General features: G+C 35.2%; 19 protein-coding genes. 16 read left to right on the forward strand and 3 right to left on the reverse strand.

Annotation, left to right across the window (positions count from 1 at the left end):
* Nucleotides 1–366: 366 nt before the first annotated feature.
* Genes tssH through F952_RS14025 form a run of 6 tightly spaced genes read left to right on the forward strand, consistent with a single transcriptional unit; the run spans nucleotide 367 to nucleotide 7,916 of the window.
* Nucleotides 367–3,042 (forward strand): type VI secretion system ATPase TssH, encoded by a 2,676-nt coding sequence (gene tssH / locus F952_RS14000; RefSeq protein ID WP_100222860.1) that lies wholly within the window; start codon nucleotides 367–369, stop codon nucleotides 3,040–3,042.
* A gap of 15 nt (nucleotides 3,043–3,057) precedes the next feature.
* Entirely contained in the window at nucleotides 3,058–4,161 is a 1,104-nt protein-coding gene (gene tssA, locus F952_RS14005; protein ID WP_004929021.1) for a type VI secretion system protein TssA, read from the forward strand.
* 16 nt (nucleotides 4,162–4,177) lie between these two features.
* The gene (gene tssK / locus F952_RS14010; protein ID WP_004929024.1) at nucleotides 4,178–5,545 is read left to right on the forward strand and encodes a type VI secretion system baseplate subunit TssK; all 1,368 of its coding nucleotides are present in this window, start codon (nucleotides 4,178–4,180) and stop codon (nucleotides 5,543–5,545) included.
* Nucleotides 5,546–5,556: 11 nt separating this feature from the next.
* On the forward strand, nucleotides 5,557–6,360 hold the full coding sequence (gene icmH / locus F952_RS14015) for a type IVB secretion system protein IcmH/DotU (protein ID WP_004929028.1): 804 nt from the start codon (nucleotides 5,557–5,559) through the stop codon (nucleotides 6,358–6,360).
* Between the two features lie 10 nt (nucleotides 6,361–6,370).
* Complete coding sequence (locus F952_RS14020; RefSeq protein ID WP_004929031.1) at nucleotides 6,371–6,952, forward strand: hypothetical protein; 582 nt, start codon at nucleotides 6,371–6,373, stop codon at nucleotides 6,950–6,952.
* A gap of 10 nt (nucleotides 6,953–6,962) precedes the next feature.
* Nucleotides 6,963–7,916: a M15 family metallopeptidase gene (locus tag F952_RS14025; protein WP_026056969.1), complete on the forward strand. Its 954-nt coding sequence runs from the start codon at nucleotides 6,963–6,965 to the stop codon at nucleotides 7,914–7,916.
* A gap of 17 nt (nucleotides 7,917–7,933) precedes the next feature.
* On the opposite strand, the gene prpF is transcribed toward F952_RS14025, so the two are convergent.
* Nucleotides 7,934–9,115 (reverse strand): 2-methylaconitate cis-trans isomerase PrpF, encoded by a 1,182-nt coding sequence (prpF, locus tag F952_RS14030; RefSeq protein ID WP_004929035.1) that lies wholly within the window; start codon nucleotides 9,113–9,115, stop codon nucleotides 7,934–7,936.
* Nucleotides 9,116–9,901: 786 nt separating this feature from the next.
* Between prpF and F952_RS14035 the strand changes: the two genes are divergently transcribed.
* The 10 genes from F952_RS14035 to F952_RS14085 all read left to right on the forward strand — a co-directional run bounded on the left by F952_RS14035 (nucleotide 9,902) and on the right by F952_RS14085 (nucleotide 16,859).
* Nucleotides 9,902–10,258 carry a hypothetical protein gene (locus F952_RS14035; RefSeq protein WP_004929038.1) on the forward strand — a complete coding sequence of 119 codons (357 nt, stop codon included), beginning with the start codon at nucleotides 9,902–9,904 and terminating at the stop codon, nucleotides 10,256–10,258.
* A 4-nt stretch (nucleotides 10,259–10,262) separates the two neighbouring features.
* Nucleotides 10,263–10,763: a hypothetical protein gene (locus F952_RS14040; RefSeq protein WP_004929041.1), complete on the forward strand. Its 501-nt coding sequence runs from the start codon at nucleotides 10,263–10,265 to the stop codon at nucleotides 10,761–10,763.
* A 362-nt stretch (nucleotides 10,764–11,125) separates the two neighbouring features.
* Nucleotides 11,126–11,743: an RHS repeat-associated core domain-containing protein gene (locus tag F952_RS14045; RefSeq protein ID WP_004929047.1), complete on the forward strand. Its 618-nt coding sequence runs from the start codon at nucleotides 11,126–11,128 to the stop codon at nucleotides 11,741–11,743.
* Between the two features lies 1 nt (nucleotide 11,744).
* A complete protein-coding gene (locus F952_RS14050) occupies nucleotides 11,745–12,137 on the forward strand; it encodes a DUF7878 domain-containing protein (RefSeq protein ID WP_004929049.1) in 393 nt (130 codons plus the stop codon).
* A 454-nt stretch (nucleotides 12,138–12,591) separates the two neighbouring features.
* Nucleotides 12,592–13,434, forward strand: a complete 843-nt coding sequence (locus F952_RS14055) for a hypothetical protein (RefSeq protein WP_004929052.1) — start codon at nucleotides 12,592–12,594, stop codon at nucleotides 13,432–13,434.
* Nucleotides 13,435–13,458: 24 nt separating this feature from the next.
* Nucleotides 13,459–13,656 (forward strand): hypothetical protein, encoded by a 198-nt coding sequence (locus F952_RS14060; RefSeq protein WP_011182593.1) that lies wholly within the window; start codon nucleotides 13,459–13,461, stop codon nucleotides 13,654–13,656.
* A 360-nt stretch (nucleotides 13,657–14,016) separates the two neighbouring features.
* Complete coding sequence (locus F952_RS14065; protein ID WP_227499406.1) at nucleotides 14,017–14,547, forward strand: hypothetical protein; 531 nt, start codon at nucleotides 14,017–14,019, stop codon at nucleotides 14,545–14,547.
* A gap of 541 nt (nucleotides 14,548–15,088) precedes the next feature.
* Nucleotides 15,089–15,400 carry an RHS repeat-associated core domain-containing protein gene (locus tag F952_RS14075; protein WP_004929065.1) on the forward strand — a complete coding sequence of 104 codons (312 nt, stop codon included), beginning with the start codon at nucleotides 15,089–15,091 and terminating at the stop codon, nucleotides 15,398–15,400.
* An 8-nt stretch (nucleotides 15,401–15,408) separates the two neighbouring features.
* Nucleotides 15,409–15,675: a hypothetical protein gene (locus tag F952_RS14080; protein WP_011182594.1), complete on the forward strand. Its 267-nt coding sequence runs from the start codon at nucleotides 15,409–15,411 to the stop codon at nucleotides 15,673–15,675.
* Between the two features lie 734 nt (nucleotides 15,676–16,409).
* A complete protein-coding gene (locus F952_RS14085; protein ID WP_004929072.1) occupies nucleotides 16,410–16,859 on the forward strand; it encodes a hypothetical protein in 450 nt (149 codons plus the stop codon).
* Nucleotides 16,860–17,702: 843 nt separating this feature from the next.
* Here F952_RS14085 and F952_RS14090 read toward each other — a convergent pair.
* Nucleotides 17,703–18,050: a DUF4113 domain-containing protein gene (locus F952_RS14090; protein WP_004929075.1), complete on the reverse strand. Its 348-nt coding sequence runs from the start codon at nucleotides 18,048–18,050 to the stop codon at nucleotides 17,703–17,705.
* 590 nt (nucleotides 18,051–18,640) lie between these two features.
* Complete coding sequence (locus F952_RS14095; protein WP_004929078.1) at nucleotides 18,641–19,759, reverse strand: FAD-dependent monooxygenase; 1,119 nt, start codon at nucleotides 19,757–19,759, stop codon at nucleotides 18,641–18,643.
* Nucleotides 19,760–19,926 lie beyond the last annotated feature (167 nt).

The following is a 19,926-nucleotide window of genomic DNA, read 5'->3' on the forward strand; positions in this document are numbered from 1 at the left end:
AAATTTATCATTGATAGTCATTACAAATTATTGTTAACCACAAATACGCTCATCAGTTTTTATAAAATGTGAACGGACGGATTTTACCAACAAACATACCAAGTTCGTCAAGACTAATCTGTCTATTTATTTTAAACCTATATGAAACAAATAAGCTATAATGGTTAAAATATGATTTTATCGGATTACTTCAAACTACCCAATAATCTTTTTTTTATGTAAAATAAAAGTTGCATCTGAGCAATAAAAACATAAATGTTTATTTAACAATGATTTATGTTTAAAAAAGATGTTTTTTATTTTCTAAAATTATGGATTTTCTTATTCAACAATCCGAATTGATATTAATAAAATGACTTGAGATTTATGATGAGCAATTTAAAAATTCTAATTACCAAATTATCGGGTAACTCTCGGACAGCATTAGAAAAATCTGCAAATTCATGTATTTTGTTACAAAACTTTGAAATAGAAATAGAACATCTGTTTTTGGAATTACTAAATCAGAATAGTTCAAATGATATACAGATTTTACTAAAAAAATACAAAATTAATACTGAGGAGTTGATAGAGGATTTAAACAGGGCTCTATCTAGCCTGCCTAAAGGCAATAATCGTACCCCTATTTTTTCTAAATCGATTGTAAGATTATTGGAACAAGCATGGTTACTTGCCTCTGCAGATCAAAACCCAATTATCCGAAGTGGACATTTACTAATTGCTTTATTAACAGCACCAGATCTTTATCAGATTGCCGTACGCGCATCTGATTTATTCGATGTTTTACCTATTGATTTAATGAAACATAAGTTTATTGAAGATTGTATAAAAAGCGTAGAAAATGCTCAGTTACAACAAGATGAAAATCCAGTATCTCAACAGGCTTCAATAGAAACTAAAAATAAAACACCTGCCTTGGATCAATTCACTATTAATCTTACTGAAAAAGCAAAAAGTGGTTCGATTGATCCTGTTATTGGACGCGAATACGAGATTCGACTGATGCTCGATATTCTAATGCGTAGAAGACAAAATAACCCTATTCTGACAGGTGAGCCAGGGGTTGGAAAAACGGCTGTCGTTGAAGGTTTAGCTCTGAAAATTGCTCAGGGTCTTGTACCTCCAGCTTTAAGAAATGTGCAGCTTCACAGTTTAGATATTGGTTTATTACAAGCAGGAGCCAGTGTCAAAGGTGAATTTGAAAACCGTCTAAAACAAGTTATTCAAGAAGTACAATCTTCTACTCATCCTATTATTTTGTTTATTGATGAAGCTCATACGTTAATTGGTGCAGGTGGTCAAGCAGGTCAGAATGATGCAGCTAATTTATTAAAACCAGCGCTGGCACGCGGTGAGCTGCGCACTATTGCGGCAACAACATGGGCCGAATATAAACAATATTTTGAAAAAGATGCCGCGCTGAGTCGTCGTTTTCAAGTCGTCAAGGTTGAAGAGCCAACCGAAACTGTTGCAATTGATATGCTACGGGCCATGATTCCGGTAATGCAGCAACATTTTAAACTACAAATAGACGATGAGGCCATCATTACAGCAGTACATGCTTCTCATCGCTATATCAGTGGGCGACAGCTTCCAGACAAGGCCATTAGTGTACTCGATACAGCAGCAGCCAGAGTCGCATTGACCCAAAATGCGCAACCCGTGAAGCTGGATCAGTTACAAGCCAAGCTACACAATCTAAAACTCGAACAAAACATTCTAGACACTGAACATCGCCATTCTTCTATGCATGAAGAACGCCTGACCAAACTTGCCAAAGAAATTAGCCAGCTTGAAGAAAATATCGATGAAGTCTATAAACGCTGGCAACAAGAACGAGAGCTCGTTCAAAAAATTCAAAATATTGAAATAAATACAGATGCTCCTGAGACAGCAGATGATCAACAAATAAATGAATTAAGATCCGAGCTTTATCAATTACAGGGTCATGAACCGCTAGTCTTTGAGCGAGTTAATGCTCAGATGATTAATGAAATTATTTCTGACTGGACAGGTATTCCTATTGGAAATATGGTGAATGATGAAATCCAGCATATCTTACAACTTGAACAAAAACTTGCTCAGCGCGTAATGGGACAAGATTATGCGTTACAGCAACTGGTTCAAGGTATCAAAACATCTAAAGCCAAACTTGAAGATCCCAATAAACCTCAAGGTGTATTTTTACTGGTTGGCCCAAGTGGCGTGGGTAAAACAGAAACAGCTTTAGCCTTGGCTGAAGAGCTTTATGGTGGAGAGCAGCATCTAATCACTATCAATATGTCTGAATACCAAGAGGCCCATACCGTATCTTCTCTTAAAGGTACGCCTCCTGGCTATGTTGGATATGGTCAGGGCGGTGTTTTAACAGAAGCAGTAAGACGTCACCCGTACAGTGTGGTTTTACTTGATGAAATTGAAAAAGCACATAGCGATGTTCAGGAACTTTTTTATCAGGTTTTTGATAAAGGTATGCTCGAAGATGGTGAAGGACGTTTAATCGATTTTAAAAATACGACGATTCTCCTCACTTCAAATGCGGGTTCAAGCGCGATCATGAAAGTCTGCCTGAGTCAGCCTGTAGAGGAATGGCCAGATGCCATTGAGTTAATTGAACATCTAAAACCAAGTCTCTACAAACAATTTAAACCCGCATTTTTGGGGCGCATGCGTATTGTGCCTTACTTCCCACTACATGACGATTTACTGGTTAAAATTATTCACCATAAACTGGGTAAAGTAACTGCGCGTCTTGAAAAACAATACGGCACACGAGTGCAATATTCAGAGCCACTGGTTGAGACAATTTTACAACGCTGCACCGAAGTAGATAGTGGCGCACGCAATGTAGATCACATCTTAAACTCAACCATATTACCTGAACTGGCTACTCAGATTTTGGTGGCACTTGCAGAACAGAAGTTACCAAAGCACATCATGATTGATGTCAAAAATGATGACATCGTTTATCAACTTGATCCCGTTGAAAAAAAGATAGCCAAGAAACGTAGTGCTAAAACCATCAAAGAAACCGAAGCTTAAGAATAGAGTCATACCATGAGTATAAACATTTCAGAGTTGTTACAGCCAATTACTGAACAATCTCCATGTGGAGAGGATTACTCATTTTCCAATGAATTTCATCTGATCAAAAAAGCCAGAACACAAGATGATGTCTTACTTGATCAGGGCGATTGGGTCACTGAATTGAAACAGGCTGATTGGGAAACAGTGACCAGTACCTCATCAAACCTATTAAAAACAAAAACCAAGGATATTCGCTTACTTACTTGGCTGAGTGAAGGATGGGCTAATCTATATGGATTTGAAGGTATTTATCAGGGCATTGAATTAAGTCATCGTTTACTGGATCAATTCTGGAATGACATCCATCCTGTGGTAGAAGATGATGATCTGGATCAAAGAATCGCATTGTTACAGGGCTTAATTAATCAACTGCCCTTACTCATCAAGAAAACACCTTTAATTAATACGTCGCCTTATTATCATTTGCTCAATTACGAAAATTTTTTACATCATCAGAATATTCGACGTAAGCAAAGCGACGAGTATGAACAGTTAGATGGTCCCTCTGAAATCGAACTATTTGAACAAGCTTTATTTAATACATCAAAAAGTTTTCAATATCAGAATTATCAAATGTTTAAGCATGTTGTATCTCAATGGCAACAGCTTAAGGATGTACTGGATCGCCTGATGGGAGTGGATGCTCCAAGTTTCGCAGCAATTGATTCCAGCCTGCAAGATATTGATGTCAATCTCCGTAAAATTTATAAAGCCGAAGCCTTCGATACAAATCCAGTAGCAACTTCATCGGCTACAGCTTCTAGCCATGCTTCTGAAACATTGAGTACCGAGCCTATGCCTACCTCAAATGTCAATGTAAACCAGCCGAGCTTTCAACCGCAAACCCAAAATCACATTCAAAATCGTGAACAAGCGATTCGGGTATTGCAAGATATTTCTGACTACTTTCAGGCAAATGAGCCTCATAGTCCCGTCAGTTATATGCTGCAAAAAACGATTAAATGGAGCCAGATGCCATTACATGAATGGTTAGCACAAGTCATTAAAGATGAGCATCCGTTACAGTTGGTACAAGAAGCTCTTGGTGTACAACCTAAAAATGAATATGAATAAATGTTGGTAGATCAAAATGTTTAAAGCAGAAAAAATCCTATGGGGCGAAGGCTTATTTTTACGTCCGCAACATTTCCAGATTCAGGATAGTTACCATGAGCAACGTTTAAACCAGACCATTCGTGCGACCATTCCGTTCGCCTATGGGATTAATCAATTGCGTTTCGACGAGCTGCAACTGGGCAATCATGTACTGGCATTAGAAAGCATCGAAATGATCTGGCAAGACGGCGAAATTTACCAAGCCCCAAGCACCGACTTATTACCAGAACCTTTGCTACTCGATGACCTCAATTTTAAGGGAGAGATGTTGATCTATCTCACCCTGCCGTTATTACAACCCAATAAGACAAATATCTTGCATGATGGTGATGATCATCGATCTGGCCGTTATCACTCACATCTAACCGAAACACACGATTTGTATACCAATGCTCAGGCTGCAGACATTACGCTGTTACGGCGTCGTGCAATGTTTAGATTGCTTGCACCTCTGTCCGAGCCACAACAAGAATTTGATGGTTTGTTATATTTACCTTTAGGTCGGATCAAGCGCCAAAGTTCTGGTTCATTTGAGCTGGATCAAAAATTTATTCCACCAATTTTACATATTGAAGCATCAGATACACTGACCTCAAATCTTAAACGGACTCTGAATGTCATTCGAGCAAAAATTAAGACCATTCAAACCAATAATCGAGAAAACGAACAGAAACTGATTGAATTCCGTTCTGGTGATATCGTTTCTTTTTGGCTGGTCAATGCTTTAAACACAGCTCACGCCACACTCAACCATCTGCTTCAACACCCGCAAATACATCCCGAACGACTTTTCTTTGAATTACTCCGTTTGACAGGTTCTTTGCTAACATTTTCTACAGCATATGAAGTAGATCATCTTCCTCAATACCGACATCACCAACTACAAGATAGTTTTCAGCAACTTGATGTGATTTTGCGTGATCTGTTAGACACCATTATTTCTAGTCGCTATATCAGTATTGCGCTTAAAGAGATTCGTCCATCTTATTGGATCGGAAGCTTGGAATCAGACAAAATTACGCGAGATAGCAGACTTTATATTGCGGTTTCAAGTAGCATGATGCAGACCCACGAACTGGTTCAAATTGTTCCTTTACGTTTTAAAGTGGGGAGTACGGTGGATGTTGAACAACGTGTTGTCGCAGCTTTACCTGCAATTCCATTACACCACCTGATGCAGGTACCTACCGCGATTCCTGTACGCTCAGGTGTGAGTTATTTTGAAATTGAACCCCATCATGAACTTTATCAACGTATGCTAGAGTCAGAATCGATATGTATTTATATCCCTTCAGGTTTCCAAGACATTAGCATTGAATTAATTGCTGTAATGAATGCCTAAGGAGAATAAATATGAGTCAACCTACAGGCATCCCTTCTCTGTTCGATGATGGCAAAATAGGTGGAGATTTTTCTCCCCCAAATACTCAAAATGTCAGCCAGGCTGTCAATCTGGTCGATTTATTACATGATGGTTTTTATATTGTTTTTCTGATTCGCAATCAATACGTACCTGCCAATATTGAAGAGTTCCGTCAAAAAATCCTTGATTTGCTTAATCGTTTTGAACAGCAAGCAAAGAAAATGCAATTTTCAGGCGATGATATCTATGATGCGAAATATGCGTTTTGTGCTTTGCTTGATGAAACAATTGTGACTCAACAAGACCCAAACTTTTTTCATTTACAAAATGCTTGGCTCATTAGTCCCTTGCAACTTAGCCTGTTTGGTTCTCAGCTTGCAGGTTATCGCTTTTTTGAAATACTGGAGCAATTAAGAAGTAAAGGCAAAGAGCGTCTGACTTCACTCGAAGTCTTTCATTATTGTTTACTTCTAGGATTTCAGGGTAAATACCGCATTGAATCAATTGAAAGTCTTAACCATTTGGTCGCGCGCGTTGGAGATGAAATTGATTATCTGAAAGGAAAAAAGGCTGCGTTTTCGCCTTTTTCCGCCATCCCTGATCAGATTAGACACATGATCCATGGTGAATTGCCGTTTTTCTGGATTCTGATTATTCTGCTGATTTTTGCCTTACTTACTTTCGGTGGACTAAGATATATGTTGTCTCACCAAACAGATCGTGCGCTTGCGCCTTATCAAAATGTCGTTTCTGCACCTGCCGAAGAAGCACATATTACGATTTATTTACCATAAGAGCGCAGTTATGGCACAAGAAAAACCAACATCACTACGTATTTTACAAACACCTAAAAAGAAATCAGTTTCCCCATTATTGTTTAGTTTAGTGGGTTTTGTTACAGGTGTCGGCGTGACATTAATCGCATTTTTTATCATTTTCCAACCGTCGATTAATGTCGCTACTACATCTGAACAGCAAACACCTCATGTGCTTGAGGCCATAACAACAGATCCTGCACCACACACTGCATCTGGTTCTCATCCGGCTACAGAAACAGGTCATTCTCATTCCCTCTCATCATCCAATGAAACAGATGAGTCAGAAGCCACCATTCAGCAACCCAAGGAGAGCGAGTTAAGTCAGCTGTTTTCACATACCCCCACAGCGGTTGCTGCGCAACGCAACTCGTCTCTTGAGCATAATCCGAAGCCACAGCCTAAAGCAGCGATTAATAAAACAACCTCGTCACTGGACGGCCCAAATACAGCCAAAAATTTTGCAGATCCATTTCCTACACAGCGCTCACAACCTGCGCCTAAAAAAACTGAAGAATCTCAAACTGTACCAGCCATTGTAAATACACCAAAACCGACAGAGGCGCAGTAATAAAAATTTTATGATAGTGCTGATCTTTTTGTGCTTTATTGGGGTTGCCCTTATCCTTGCTTTTTTCATGTCTTATGAATTTAGGTTCAAAATACTGGATATGTTTAAAGCGCTACTTCCTCAGAGTAAACAAAAACTTCAGCACGCAAAATATTTTGCAAAAAAAATGCATCAGGCCTCTGCCTCGGATCAATTACAATCACACTGGCATTTGCAGCAATGGTGGATTTTAATTGCGGGTTTTTTTCTTTTTGGAAGTGTACTGGTGTTTGCGTTTACTCGACCGATTAGTTCCACCAAAATCGAAGCAGAGTATTTAAAAGAAGTTGATCCACAAATTTATACTTTACTCAATGGTGAAATGCTCACGCCTCCGCCTGAAGTCGATGAATCGTTAATTAGTGCTGCAATTGTAGAAGCCAATCAACTTGAACAACAATATGCAAGCCAGCACAGTGAAACAAATGCCCCATCTGCATCTGAAAATTTGATGCATCATAATTTGATAGATACCCAATTTGTTGACCGTAAATGGGACAAAATGAATCCGCGCTATAAGCAACGTCTGTTAATGGTCTTTAAAATAATGAAAGAACGCTATGGGTATGAGCTGGTTCTACTGGAGGGTTATCGAAGTCCTGAACGTCAAAATTTACTCTCAGGTAATCCAAATACCACACGCGCTAGAGGTTATCAAAGCTATCATCAATTTGGTCTTGCCGCAGATGTTGCGTTTAAACGCAATGGTAAGGTTGTCATTTCTGAAAGAGACCCCTGGGCAATGCGAGGCTATCAACTCTATGGAGAAGTTGCAGAATCTGTAGGTCTAACTTGGGGTGGCCGCTGGAAATCAATTCAGGACTATGGACACACCGAATACCGTATGCCAGGCTTGAGAAAAACCAAGGAAATGGCTGAGCAGTTAATTGCAGAAGGCCAATTAACTGCCAATGCAGCCAGTTGATCGTTTCTCTCACTTGGCTATTGAGGAACTCGCACAAAACCTTCCATCAAGACCCGTGCACTACGACTCATGATGGCTTTTTTGACTTGCCATTGACCATTTTCATCTTTCATGGCTTGTGCTCCAACCCGTAATGTGCCAGATGGATGTCCAAAACGTACTGCTTCACGCTCTCCACCACCCGCAGCAAGATTGACTAAGGTGCCAGGAATCGCCGCCGCGGTACCAATTGCCACTGCCGCCGTTCCCATCATGGCATGGTGTAATTTGCCCATAGACAATGCACGAACCAAGAGATCAATTTGTTCGGCATCTACTGATTTTCCACTAGAAGCCTGATAGGTTTTAGCTGGAGCAACAAAAGCAATTTTAGGGGTATGCTGACGAGATGCAGCCTCGCTAATATGTTGAATTAAGCCCATTTGCACTGCACCATAAGCACGAATAGTTTCAAAACGTGCCAATGCAGCAGGATCACTATTAATATGATCCTGTAATTCTGTGCCTACATAGCCAAGCTCTTCTGCATTGAGAAAAATTGTAGGAATACCTGCATTGATAAATGTTGCTTGAAAGCTGCCAATTTCTGGTACATCAAGCTCATCGACGACATGACCCGTTGGGAACATGGCTCCCCCATCGTCACCATCATCAGCAGGATCAAGAAACTCAATTTGTACTTCTGCTGCTGGAAAAGTCACACCATCCAGTTCAAAATCACCTGTTTCCTGTACTTGACCATGGGTGATAGGAACATGCGCAATAATGGTTTTTTCAATATTTTTTTGCCAGATTCGTACTGTACAAATTCCATTTTCAGGAATTCGACTTGCATCAACCAAACCATGACTAATGGCAAAAGAGCCCACTGCTGCGGTCAAATTACCACAGTTACCACTCCAGTCCACAAAAGGCTGATCAATCGAAACCTGCCCAAAAAGATAATCAACATCATGCTCAGCTTGTTGGCTTTTGGCTAGAATCACTGTTTTACTGGTACTCGATGTTGCGCCGCCCATGCCGTCAATTTGCTTGGCATAAGGATCGGGACTTCCAATGACACGTAGTAGCAGTTGGTCTCTGGCAACTCCAGCCACCTGTGCATCTTCAGGTAAATCATCTAGCTTAAAAAATACCCCTTTACTGGTTCCACCACGCATATAGGTTGCTGCGATTTTTTTCTGAGGAGGAAATTTCATTGTCTCGATTGTCCATATACATTTTTATTGAGTAACCACATTTTAAATGATTTTGCATCATTATGCGGTGACTGGTTAGGATAGAAATACTAAATAGACATAAAAGGAAAGTGTTGAAATTTGACTAATGGAAGGAATAAAGATCAGAACTGTTGCTGCTTTCGTTATCGTTTAATTTAATTGATTATTAACTTTATTATGTAGAATCTTGAGGATGTTTAGGGAAAACAGTTCGTTTAACTTCAACCATTATAGCTTTGTAAGCGATAACTTTTGCCTATAAACTCTTGATTTATAGCGTCCTAAGCCGAATCGAGACCTTTTGGGTGAGTACACACTAACGTTATACGTTTTGGTGCATGCTACTCTTTTCGATCCCTATCACACCCTTGAGATATAGTTTAGGCAGATCGCGCTGGGATTGTTTCCCTAAAAAATCCTTTTTTTTTGTATATTTGATAATATTTTTCAAATATTAAGAAATTATAGAAAATTATTTCAATTAAACCAATTTAAACCAAACTTATATTTCAACAATAGATGTTATTTAGGTTGTTTTTACCAAAAACCAAGTCGAAATTTTTAAATTCATTATTTCAGTGCGATCAAAGACTGTGTCCAGTTCTCCCTAATTTTTAAGCGATCATAACTACAGACTCATGTAAGTTTGCAAGTGCATAATGAATTGCTTGTTGTTTGAATTTAGGATCTGAGTAGCATTCCTGCGCAGGATAACTTTTATTTAAATTTCAAAAGTTAAGGTAACTTTATCTTTAGAGAAACTATATGTCTATTATTTTGGCTAGAATCAAAGTACTAAGCAAAATGAATAAATTACCTTCTAGAGGAGAAGTAAACATTAAGGATTTGAAATACAGAGATAAAATCGCAGACCCAATTCAAAGACACGCTACGACAAATTTTGAATATTTTTCAAAAACAGGAAAAGCTTTGAGTTACATAGGAATTGGCTTCATTGGATACGAATTGTACAACAATCCAAATTATACGATAGATGATGCATTAATTGATCTAGGGGAAATTAGTCGCTCAGGAAATTCGACTTTATTTACACCCTCTATAACATTCCCAGCAGATAGTTCAGGTAATACTAACTATTATTATCAAGACTATAGGAACTAAATATATGATGTTTCTCCGTTGGTTAGATATCAACATATTAGAAGGCGACTCCATAGATGAGTATGATAAGCTTCGCAAAGAGTACTACGCTTACTTAGACTCAATTCGTCCACACATTACTCAATCTGTATATAATTATGCTATTGCTGACTGGCATTATGATACGAATATCCATTATTCTCCACATGATGCAATCCTTAAAAGAATTAATATGATTGACAATGGTGAAAATGCTTTAGATTTAAAAATCACTTTAATAGGATCATATCAAGACTATATATTGGATTTCTCATATCAAAATGTTATTAGTTATTCTATTGACTGCGTGCCAGAATTAGAAAAGACATATGACAAATCCATGAGTATTCATGGTACCTTCCTATGGGATTCTATCGAATATGACCAAAAAAATAAATTAACAAAGCACTATATTGTATTTTCAAGTGATACAAAAATTGTGATTTCATGTAAAAGTTTTGATTTTAGATATAGGAAAGAAAAATAATAAAAGGACTGGATTAATCCAGCCTTTTTATTATATCAATTTATGACTCTGGCACTACAGCTAAAACTTACTGGATTGCGACCGATGCTCAAAACACTCCACGTCGTTTAATCAATGCTGCTTATGGCACAACTACTGTTTGGGCATGGGATGAGCAATGATGAACAAAACGATTATAGCTTTGTCATTGCGCAAGGCCTTTGGTGTAGGTACGCCAAGTGTTGAAACGGTGAAGTTTAGCCTGCTTCTCCCAATCCAATACTACAATGAAGTGACTAATGAGCCGTATACGACGTAAAATTACAACCATAATCTGAGCAGAGATTAAAGCTGCGTAAGATAACCCTGCTCTAGGTCGTTATATGGAACCAGACCGTATTGGTTTAGAAGGTGGATTGAATCCTTATATTTATGTTGACTCAAATTCAATTAATAGTATAGATATTACTGGTCTGGCAGCTAGAGTTGTAAATGGCTATTGGGTTGATGATGGCTCGAATTTCTACACTGCAACAGGTGGCTCATTTACTGATCGGTTGTCCGAGAATTTTGCAAGTGATGTTGTTACTCTAGCGCCTTTACCTAAATTTAACCTATTCTCTAATGAAGCCTTCTTTTTTGAAAAAATAACAGCACCCTCAACATTAGTAGATAAAAGCACTTCACTCTCTAGTGCTTCTGAAAGCGCTTATAGAGCATCAGTAAACACAAAAAACTGGCTCCCTAAAGATAAACATATGATGAATAGTACCGCAAAAAAATATGCAAAATTTAATACTAATGATCAATTAATAGTAAAGGATCGAGTAATTGAAGCTTTACGCTCACCAAATGCAACTTTTTTATCTAACGGTTTTTCTTCAAATTCATATCAGGTTATAACTAATATGAATAGAGTAATCGGTACAAAAGGTCAGACATCTCTTAAAGTTATTGTAGATAAAAATGGTAAAATTTGGACAGCATACCCGGTAAAATAATATGAAAATTTCTTACAAAATCACACAAGGTCCTCAAAGCTCCATTATAAATCCTATTGTTGCATCAGAAATTGAAGGCACCTTAAGGATAGAGGTTAAAAATAATACAATTTTCAACGAAGAAGATATACTGTTATTGGAATTTGCTATTTACATTAAAAAATGGCTTGATAGCGATAAAGACTCAAATTTTATATATGAATCTATGGAATTTGAGGAAAAACCTATTCTGTCATTCGAAAAAAAGGAGGACAAATTATGGAAAATCAACTCGGTTTGGTTTAACCAAGATCAAAGTGATATTTATGTATCACACCCAGAGTTAATAAATGCTTGCACTAATTTTATTGATGACTTTACAAGTGAATTTAAAGGTATAACTTTTCAGTATTAATTAGCAAAATATCCCATCATTACAAGATGGGATATTTTCAATCAAAAAACTATCAAACCATTACTGGTAAAAGCACAACTTATACTTATAACCTACTTAAAAATTTAAACTCAGAAATCGACCCTGATAGCAAAAATATCTCATAAATTTATGAAATTAAATGGTAAGCCTTTAAAACTTCTTCCATTAAAGAGCTTTCTTAACAAGTGAAATTGCACCTGTAACATCGCTCAATATGAACTATCCCGGTAATATTTAGTATTGGACTGGATTAAAGAAATTCAACCATTACTGAAAGGAACATATATTCCCAAATCATTTGAAATGGCAACCAATACTAGAAATGTATGGATTCATCCTTCCAGTACCAGGATTAATTCCTATTATTCCTTAAAACTCAATATAAAAGATGGCTTTATAACATAAGTCATCTTTTATACAAAGGATAATCACTATGGACCAAATTGATCTTTTCAAAAAATATTTTAATAATTTTCTTTTAGAAAATTCAGAAAAAATGTTAAGCCGTGCTCTTATTATATCCACACTGAATGAAAATTGTTATCTACTTATGAATGCATTTAAACTATGTGAATATGAAGATGATAGGATTGTTTTTTATGGGGAATCTATGAAGAATAGAATAGAAAGATTATTTAATGAAGTGATGAAATATTCATATACCATCAGCAAACCTTCTGATTTTTTTACAAACGAATATGATTCAAATTTTGATAAAAAATTTGATTTCATAAGAAAAATACCTGATGACTATTATTTAAAATTCAATATTTATCAAAAAAAATTATATGAATATTACTGGAACAACCTAAATTCGGAGAAGAAATTTTTTTTCAGTGAAAAAACAAAAAAATATATAAAGATTAATGGAGAAGCTTACGCAAATTTTTTACATTTTTCTTTAGGAAAAGAATTTTCTATAGTAAAAACTAAAGGAAATTTTATTATAAAGAAATACATTAAAGAAGACACTTATTTTTTCATAGAAATAAATACAAAATGCATCAATAAAGAAATAGAAAAATATGGAAGATTACCTCCATTTCCAATTTTCATTATAGGAGGAATGTATATTGATTCATATCAATTTATATTTAATAGGATTGACCATCCTGCCATAGAAAATCTTGGTTTTCAACACGGATTATACCAAGAAGGTATATCTTCAGAACTAAAATGGTTATTTATTCTTTGTGATATATCTGCATATTATATAAAAATGTGTTTTGATTTCTATGAAGAAAGTCTTTTATCCTATATAAAAAAATATAGTTAATTTGTTTATAACGAAAACAGTCACTTGATTGGTGAATACAATGCTGATGGTGTGCCACTGGTTAAATATATATGCTTAGGCGATAAGCCTGTTGCAGCAACCTATGGCGCGGGTACTACAGCAAAAACTTACTGGATCACAACCGATGCTCAAAATACTCCACGTCGTTTAATCAATGCTGCTGATGGCACAACTACTGTTTGGGCATGGGATGAGCAATGATGAACAAAACGATTATAGCTTTGTCATTGCGCAAGGCCTTTCGTGTAGGTACGCCAAGTGTTGAGACTGTGAAGTTTAATTTCCGCTTCCCAGGTCAGTACTATGATGAAGTGACTAATGAGCCGTATACGGCGTAAAATTACAACCATAATCTGAGCAGAGATTAAAGCTGCGTAAGATAACCCTGTACTAATTTGTTATGTGTAATCTGACCGTATTGGTTTACAAGGCGGATTGAATCCTTACATCTATGCCAATGGAAATCCTATTAATAGTGTAGACTCATCTGGACTATACACTACTATTAATCAGGGATTTCAATATGGTTTAAGCCAATTAGGCATAGGTAACTATAATATCATGAATGATAAGTATGCTTTTGTTTATTATAACCGTTTTACTATTCAATTTTTATCACGAGAATATGACTTATCACCTATCTTATTAGCGGGCATAGCATTCAATGAATATAGGGGCATGCCATCAATTATGGATACTATTGCTTGGACAGTTAGAAGTGCAAATAAAGTTTTTGCCAATTTAACAGGTTATGAAAGTAGTATAAAAACTCTTGCCAAAGACCCTGGAAAAACTTCTATAGGAGATACATCCGTTCAGCTCCGACATTTTACTGATAGTTCTATTAAAAGCCAAGCAGAGGCTTTATATCAGATTAATAGAACTGGATATAATGCTACAAATAGATCACTATTGAATTCTGCAATCTTATTAGACCAAATTAGAAAAGACCTCTATCCTAATATTAGTGGAATTGAATTAACTAAAGAGCAAAATATTCGAATCTTAAATATGTACAATGGACCAGGGAAAAACAGTTATGGTGAATCAGTATTTAAGAGATATAACCAAATTATGGGAGCTTTAAAATGAGAAAATTGTTTAATATTACTTTTTTATTTTTTTTAATTCTTCTAATATGTGCGTATACAAAATATCACTACTTATACTATAATATAGTAAATTTAAATATGTATGAAAAAGAAGGTTTGGTAACAATAACTTTTATTTCAATATTAGTATTTTTATTTACTATTCCATTTTTTCTTCTTACCAACAAAGAAGGTAATTTAAAAAAAATTAAAATTATATTATATATAGTTTATTTAATAACAATGAGCAGTTTTATTTATTTATACTTCCCAAAACAATATATATAACCATAGTGATTTCACTACTTTTGTAGTGGAATCAGATTTAATTCGACTCTTTTTAAATCATTAGATTGTTAAGCACTTTCTACAGAATCTATCTATAACAAAATGACTGAGCAATCAGATTGTGAAGTTTAATTTCCGCTTCCGAGGTCAGTACTATGATGAAGTGACTAATGAGCCATATACGGCGTAAAATTACAACCATAATCTGAGCAGAGATTAAAGCTGCGTAAGATAACCCTGCTCTAGGTCGTTATGTGGAACCTGATCCAATTAGTTTACAAGGCGGATTGAATCCTTACAATTATGCTTTGGATAATCCTGTTATGTATGTAGATACAACAGGTACAAATCCTGTAATAATTGCAATGGGAGTTGGAGCCAGTATAAATGGTGGTTTATACGTAACTAAGGTTGGTATAAGAGCATTTATTGATGCAAGAAAAAATAATCAAAGTTTAATGAGTGGAACATGGGATAATTTTAATAATTCATTTTCAGGAACTGAACTAGGCCAAGAAATGGTTGTAGGGGCTGCATTTGGAAGAATAGGTAAGGCAGCCTTTTAGCAGTTGATGTGCGCCTTGCAAAAACCACACTTCCAACAGGAGCACCAATTAGCCAAAAATTAACTAAATGGATTAATAATGCGTATACAAATAAGGTAAGAGAATATAGCACTATGGCAGGCTTAGTCGTTACAGGAAACTTAACAGCAGGTAAGATATCAACCAGCCTCATGTTAAGCAGTTATAATGATCAAAGATCGATGCAACAGATGAATATGCAATTGAATCAACAGTTATTAAATCAACAATATCAAATGAAATCACAGTTCTCATGAACTGGAGGTATTTTGCCAACGATAATCTTATCTCCGAACTCATCAGGTTTTGATATTACTTAGAGAACAGAGTAAAATTGGAATCGATATATTATGAACTCATACTAAGTAGTGGATAAGAATATTATGTCTTTTTTAGAACATTTATTTTATTTTACCACTCTATTAATTATAGGATCTTTAATTGTAAGAGTTGGCTGGAAATTAAAATATCTAATACCATTAGTTTTTTTTGGAACTACGATATCTGTTTTTTAATTCTGGCAAAATCATTCCCTTTGGACTGGAAACAAATACAGTTCTTTTATAATGGAACTATATCTATTAATGAATTAGGTTTAAAATTATTATCATTAGCTTGTGGTGCTGCAGGAGTAGCAACTTTTTTACTTGTTCTAGTCGTTATAGCAATACGGAATGATATATTTTAATACATCATAAGGATATAAATCTTTCATTTTTATTCAAATATATAGAAGGCCATTATTTTCCTTCTATATATATTTAACTATCGCTAGCACAATGTTATATTCGCATTTTATTTCGTTAGATGGAGGTTCAATTTTCTTTGCACCTAGCGAAGAAAAACTTAGAAAATAATCAATCCATATCTAAAATATTTAAAGAAAAAAATTTGATGTCAGATACTTATATTCAATAATATAATAGAATACCTTTAGTTTATAAAGGCGTTATTGTAGATGGTGCTTATAGCTCTTTAGGAATAATTAGCGATGATTAATTGGATTAAAAAAAAATTGTATGGTCTAAACGAATTAAATGAGTTAGAAATGTTGATTTTAGACAACATTCGTAGTGAACTATCACCTGAAGCTATCAATTTATGGGACAATCAAGTAAAATTAATTAATAAAGTTCAACGACTTCCTCATGGCGTAGAAAGTGATTTTTACGTCATTGATTTAAAAACTGGAAAGCCTATCTTTGACGATTTATTAAGATTCCCCAATAAAACTGAAGAGCTTCTATTAGCGACGACGACTCTCAAATTTGAATCTAATAAATTAGATGCTGATATATTTTGTGTAAATGGACGACTGTTTTGTATAACTTACAAAGGTAGTGCTTTGTATTGGATTGAATTGATTGGTAGTATTGATGAATACAGTAATCAAATAGAAGTTCAGACTAGGATCTATGAAAATTTAATGCTAAAGAGTTAGAAATCCAGATTTATAGAAAAAAGGAGTTATGTAAGCGCCCATTAGACAAACATTACACAACATTTCTAAAAATCTTAAATTAGTCCTCACCTAAAAATAAGTGAGGACTTCATTTATGATCAAAAGTATTAACACATCAACCACTTATATTTTTAATAAAAAAGTAATCATCTGATAAAACCCAGTTAAATAATAATACTTGGTGGCAACCAAGAAATAGTGGTAAAGTTTTGGTGCTTCATGATTTATTCAAGAAGCACAAAAATTAGGTTATTCTTTAATAGCAGGATTTTTAAATGTTAAATATAATTTTATTGAGTGTTCTGTATGGTATATCATCTTCCATAGTCTCTATATTTTTCACAGAAAAAATAATACGCACAATCTTCAACAAAAAAAATCAATCTAAAAATTACATAATGTTTTTAAAATTATTTTACATTTTAGTATTTATGATTTTATCTATTTTTTCTCTATTTCTATTAGAATCATATATCCTATGTATTTTGAAGAAAGTTTAAGACAATTTTTTATAATAGGATACTTCTCTGCGTATTTTATACTTTTCCTTTTATTTGCATTTCGGAAGGAAACATAATTTTCACTGATATTATAGTCAACTTTGCTAAGTATAGATGTATGTAATATCAATCACTTGATCATCATCTCCTAGAATATCAGTTATGTTTATAACTAATTCTCTATTTAAATAATAAGGTAGTACAATCTTGGGGAAGACTGCGACCAGAACTTTGGATTACTCATAGTATCCTAGAGACAAGATAACCTTATTTTAAAGCTGCTTCAAAGTGCTTCTGGATAAATTTATTGTTCAATCTAGATTTAATTTACACGTAAAAGAGCTTTTGATTGCATTAAATAGCTTGGCGATTTGTATAACTGATTCATTTCCCAACATCTTGGTTGATGATGAATCAAAGAAGCCAATACAATTCGGTTCTTACCATGATTGGTATTAATCTTGATTAAAGTGTCTAATAATTTTTGATTTTTAACTCTTTGATCAGAATTGACAAATAGATCTGGAGCATAATGATGCTTCGGAATAATATCCAGCAAAGTAATTCTTGCTTTTTTATAGATATGACCTGATTTAAAAATGATTTTTAAACCGGATTGAACCGCCTGATTAATTTCAAGCAGATTATCGGTATAGTCTTTTAAATGCACAATGGTATAAGGATGAAAATAGTCATGATCTGCAAAGCGATTGGTTCAGATGCTAATCCCAATTGCCTTACATAGTAGTTTTTGTGCGTATAACCTTTAACCGCACGTTGGGTAAATTGTGTGAGTGCTTCACCCAAATTTTGTTGATCTCGAATGGGCTGCCGTTAGAGGGAATTTGCATCTGTATGTGTTCAAGCATTAGAGAAAATGTTGAATGAGATATATCTGTATAATGCTTAAACTGAGAATTGGAAAGCTTTTTTGAATCGAGATATTTCATATATAGATTATGCTTAAAAATCTAAAATTTTACAGAATAAAGATTGAACAAAAAGATGATTTTTTTGATTTATGAATGAGGTTTAATAATAAATTTTTAAAAATATTTACTATTTCATACACTTATAGAAGTAACTATTTTAACTTCAGAAGCAAAATATATTTGTTAACCTATTTGGGTTTTAGATACCATGTCTATTTTCATTAACTAAAAAGTTTCTTAACTATATCGCAAACATTCAGCTTATTTAGCTGAAGTTGGTTATATAGTTAATAATTTCATTCTTTTCTTGAACTATATATAATAAAAATTAGTTCGAATCTGCATAATTAACATAGTTAGCACTAAGATGCTTTGAATGAGTAACTAAGGCCTGAATAAATGGCAATCTTAAAGCATTATATTCAGAGAATATTGACGATATAGGTTCATTCTCCTGTCGATGAGCTAACATATTTGCTAATAGCATTGCATCATCCACACCTGTTGCAAAGCCACGACCTGTCATTGGCGAAATTACATGTGCAGCATCCCCAATGATAGCTAGAGCCCCATATGCTAATCGTTTTGGTTTGTATTCACAGATAGGAGCTCCACTGACAACATTATCTGATAGTAACCCTACTCTTACCGCTTCTGCCCAAATTTCTGGCCAAAGCTGTGGAACAAGCTTAACTAACTTATTTCGAACATCTTTATCAATCATTCCTTTCGCAAGTGTTTTTACGATATAGCCATCTTCAGTAAGACATTTAGTTTCACGAAGCAAAGTTTTTTGATTAATATCAAACCATGCAAAGGTAATTTGACGTTGGCCTATTTCTATAGACCCATTTTCTCCAGGTAACACAGCAGCGACTAAACGATAGCCTTTAACTAAATCTATCCATAGACCACCATTTGAAGGCCATGACACTGGTCGTTTTAATTTTTGCTCATCAACCAGCCCTCTCCATACGAGATAGCCTGCATAGGTGGCGAATGGTTCATCTGGAGCTATCGCACGTCGCACAATACTTTGATAACCATCCGCACCAATTACTGCATCAACTATACTTACAGTCCCATCTGAAAAAATAATTTTTGCCTGTTCACCAAAATTTTCGACTGAATTAACATTTTTATTTTCTTCAATAATGATATTCGACGTATTAACTGCATGAGCGTACAGCCATGAATACAATGCAGACCATGTGGTCAAGGGTCGGTAGGCTGGCACAACAGATAAAATGGGTTGGTTACGTGGATCATAACCTACTGTTGCTGCTAAAGCGTCAGGATCAATAGTTAAACTATCACCGCCATGTTTTCTTTGAGATGAACGTTCGACGATGACAACGGAAATGCCTCTAACAGCACATGCTAAGGCTAAAGTAAGTCCTGCAAGTGATCCACCGACAATTACAATTTTTGGATGTGTAGTACTCATAGTTTTGAACCAACCATTAAATATATTATGTAAGGCCAATGAGTAAATGATGACGTAAAACTTCTATCTAACTGTTGGAAATAACTGTGTAGTAGGAAAACCAACGATTTTTTTATGGTAAAGAACATTTCGTCCATATACATCAGATGCCAATTCAACAGGTTGAC

The organism is Acinetobacter baylyi DSM 14961 = CIP 107474 (assembly GCF_000368685.1).
In the GTDB taxonomy this organism is placed as follows: Bacteria; Pseudomonadota; Gammaproteobacteria; order Pseudomonadales; family Moraxellaceae; genus Acinetobacter; species Acinetobacter baylyi.

Bases quoted from the DNA above. Each gene is read 5' to 3' on its own strand.
- prpF (WP_004929035.1), bottom strand. From the start codon at position 9,115: ATGAAATTTCCTCCTCAGAAAAAAATCGCAGCAACCTATATGCGTGGT.
- F952_RS14040 (WP_004929041.1), top strand. From the start codon at position 10,263: ATGATGTTTCTCCGTTGGTTAGATATCAACATATTAGAAGGCGACTCC.
- F952_RS14025 (WP_026056969.1), top strand. From the start codon at position 6,963: ATGATAGTGCTGATCTTTTTGTGCTTTATTGGGGTTGCCCTTATCCTT.
- F952_RS14050 (WP_004929049.1), top strand. From the start codon at position 11,745: ATGAAAATTTCTTACAAAATCACACAAGGTCCTCAAAGCTCCATTATA.
- F952_RS14020 (WP_004929031.1), top strand. From the start codon at position 6,371: ATGGCACAAGAAAAACCAACATCACTACGTATTTTACAAACACCTAAA.
- F952_RS14085 (WP_004929072.1), top strand. From the start codon at position 16,410: ATGATTAATTGGATTAAAAAAAAATTGTATGGTCTAAACGAATTAAAT.
- tssK (WP_004929024.1), top strand. From the start codon at position 4,178: ATGTTTAAAGCAGAAAAAATCCTATGGGGCGAAGGCTTATTTTTACGT.
- F952_RS14095 (WP_004929078.1), bottom strand. From the start codon at position 19,759: ATGAGTACTACACATCCAAAAATTGTAATTGTCGGTGGATCACTTGCA.
- F952_RS14035 (WP_004929038.1), top strand. From the start codon at position 9,902: ATGTCTATTATTTTGGCTAGAATCAAAGTACTAAGCAAAATGAATAAA.
- F952_RS14055 (WP_004929052.1), top strand. From the start codon at position 12,592: ATGGACCAAATTGATCTTTTCAAAAAATATTTTAATAATTTTCTTTTA.
- F952_RS14045 (WP_004929047.1), top strand. From the start codon at position 11,126: ATGGAACCAGACCGTATTGGTTTAGAAGGTGGATTGAATCCTTATATT.
- tssA (WP_004929021.1), top strand. From the start codon at position 3,058: ATGAGTATAAACATTTCAGAGTTGTTACAGCCAATTACTGAACAATCT.
- icmH (WP_004929028.1), top strand. From the start codon at position 5,557: ATGAGTCAACCTACAGGCATCCCTTCTCTGTTCGATGATGGCAAAATA.
- F952_RS14065 (WP_227499406.1), top strand. From the start codon at position 14,017: ATGAATGATAAGTATGCTTTTGTTTATTATAACCGTTTTACTATTCAA.
- tssH (WP_100222860.1), top strand. From the start codon at position 367: ATGATGAGCAATTTAAAAATTCTAATTACCAAATTATCGGGTAACTCT.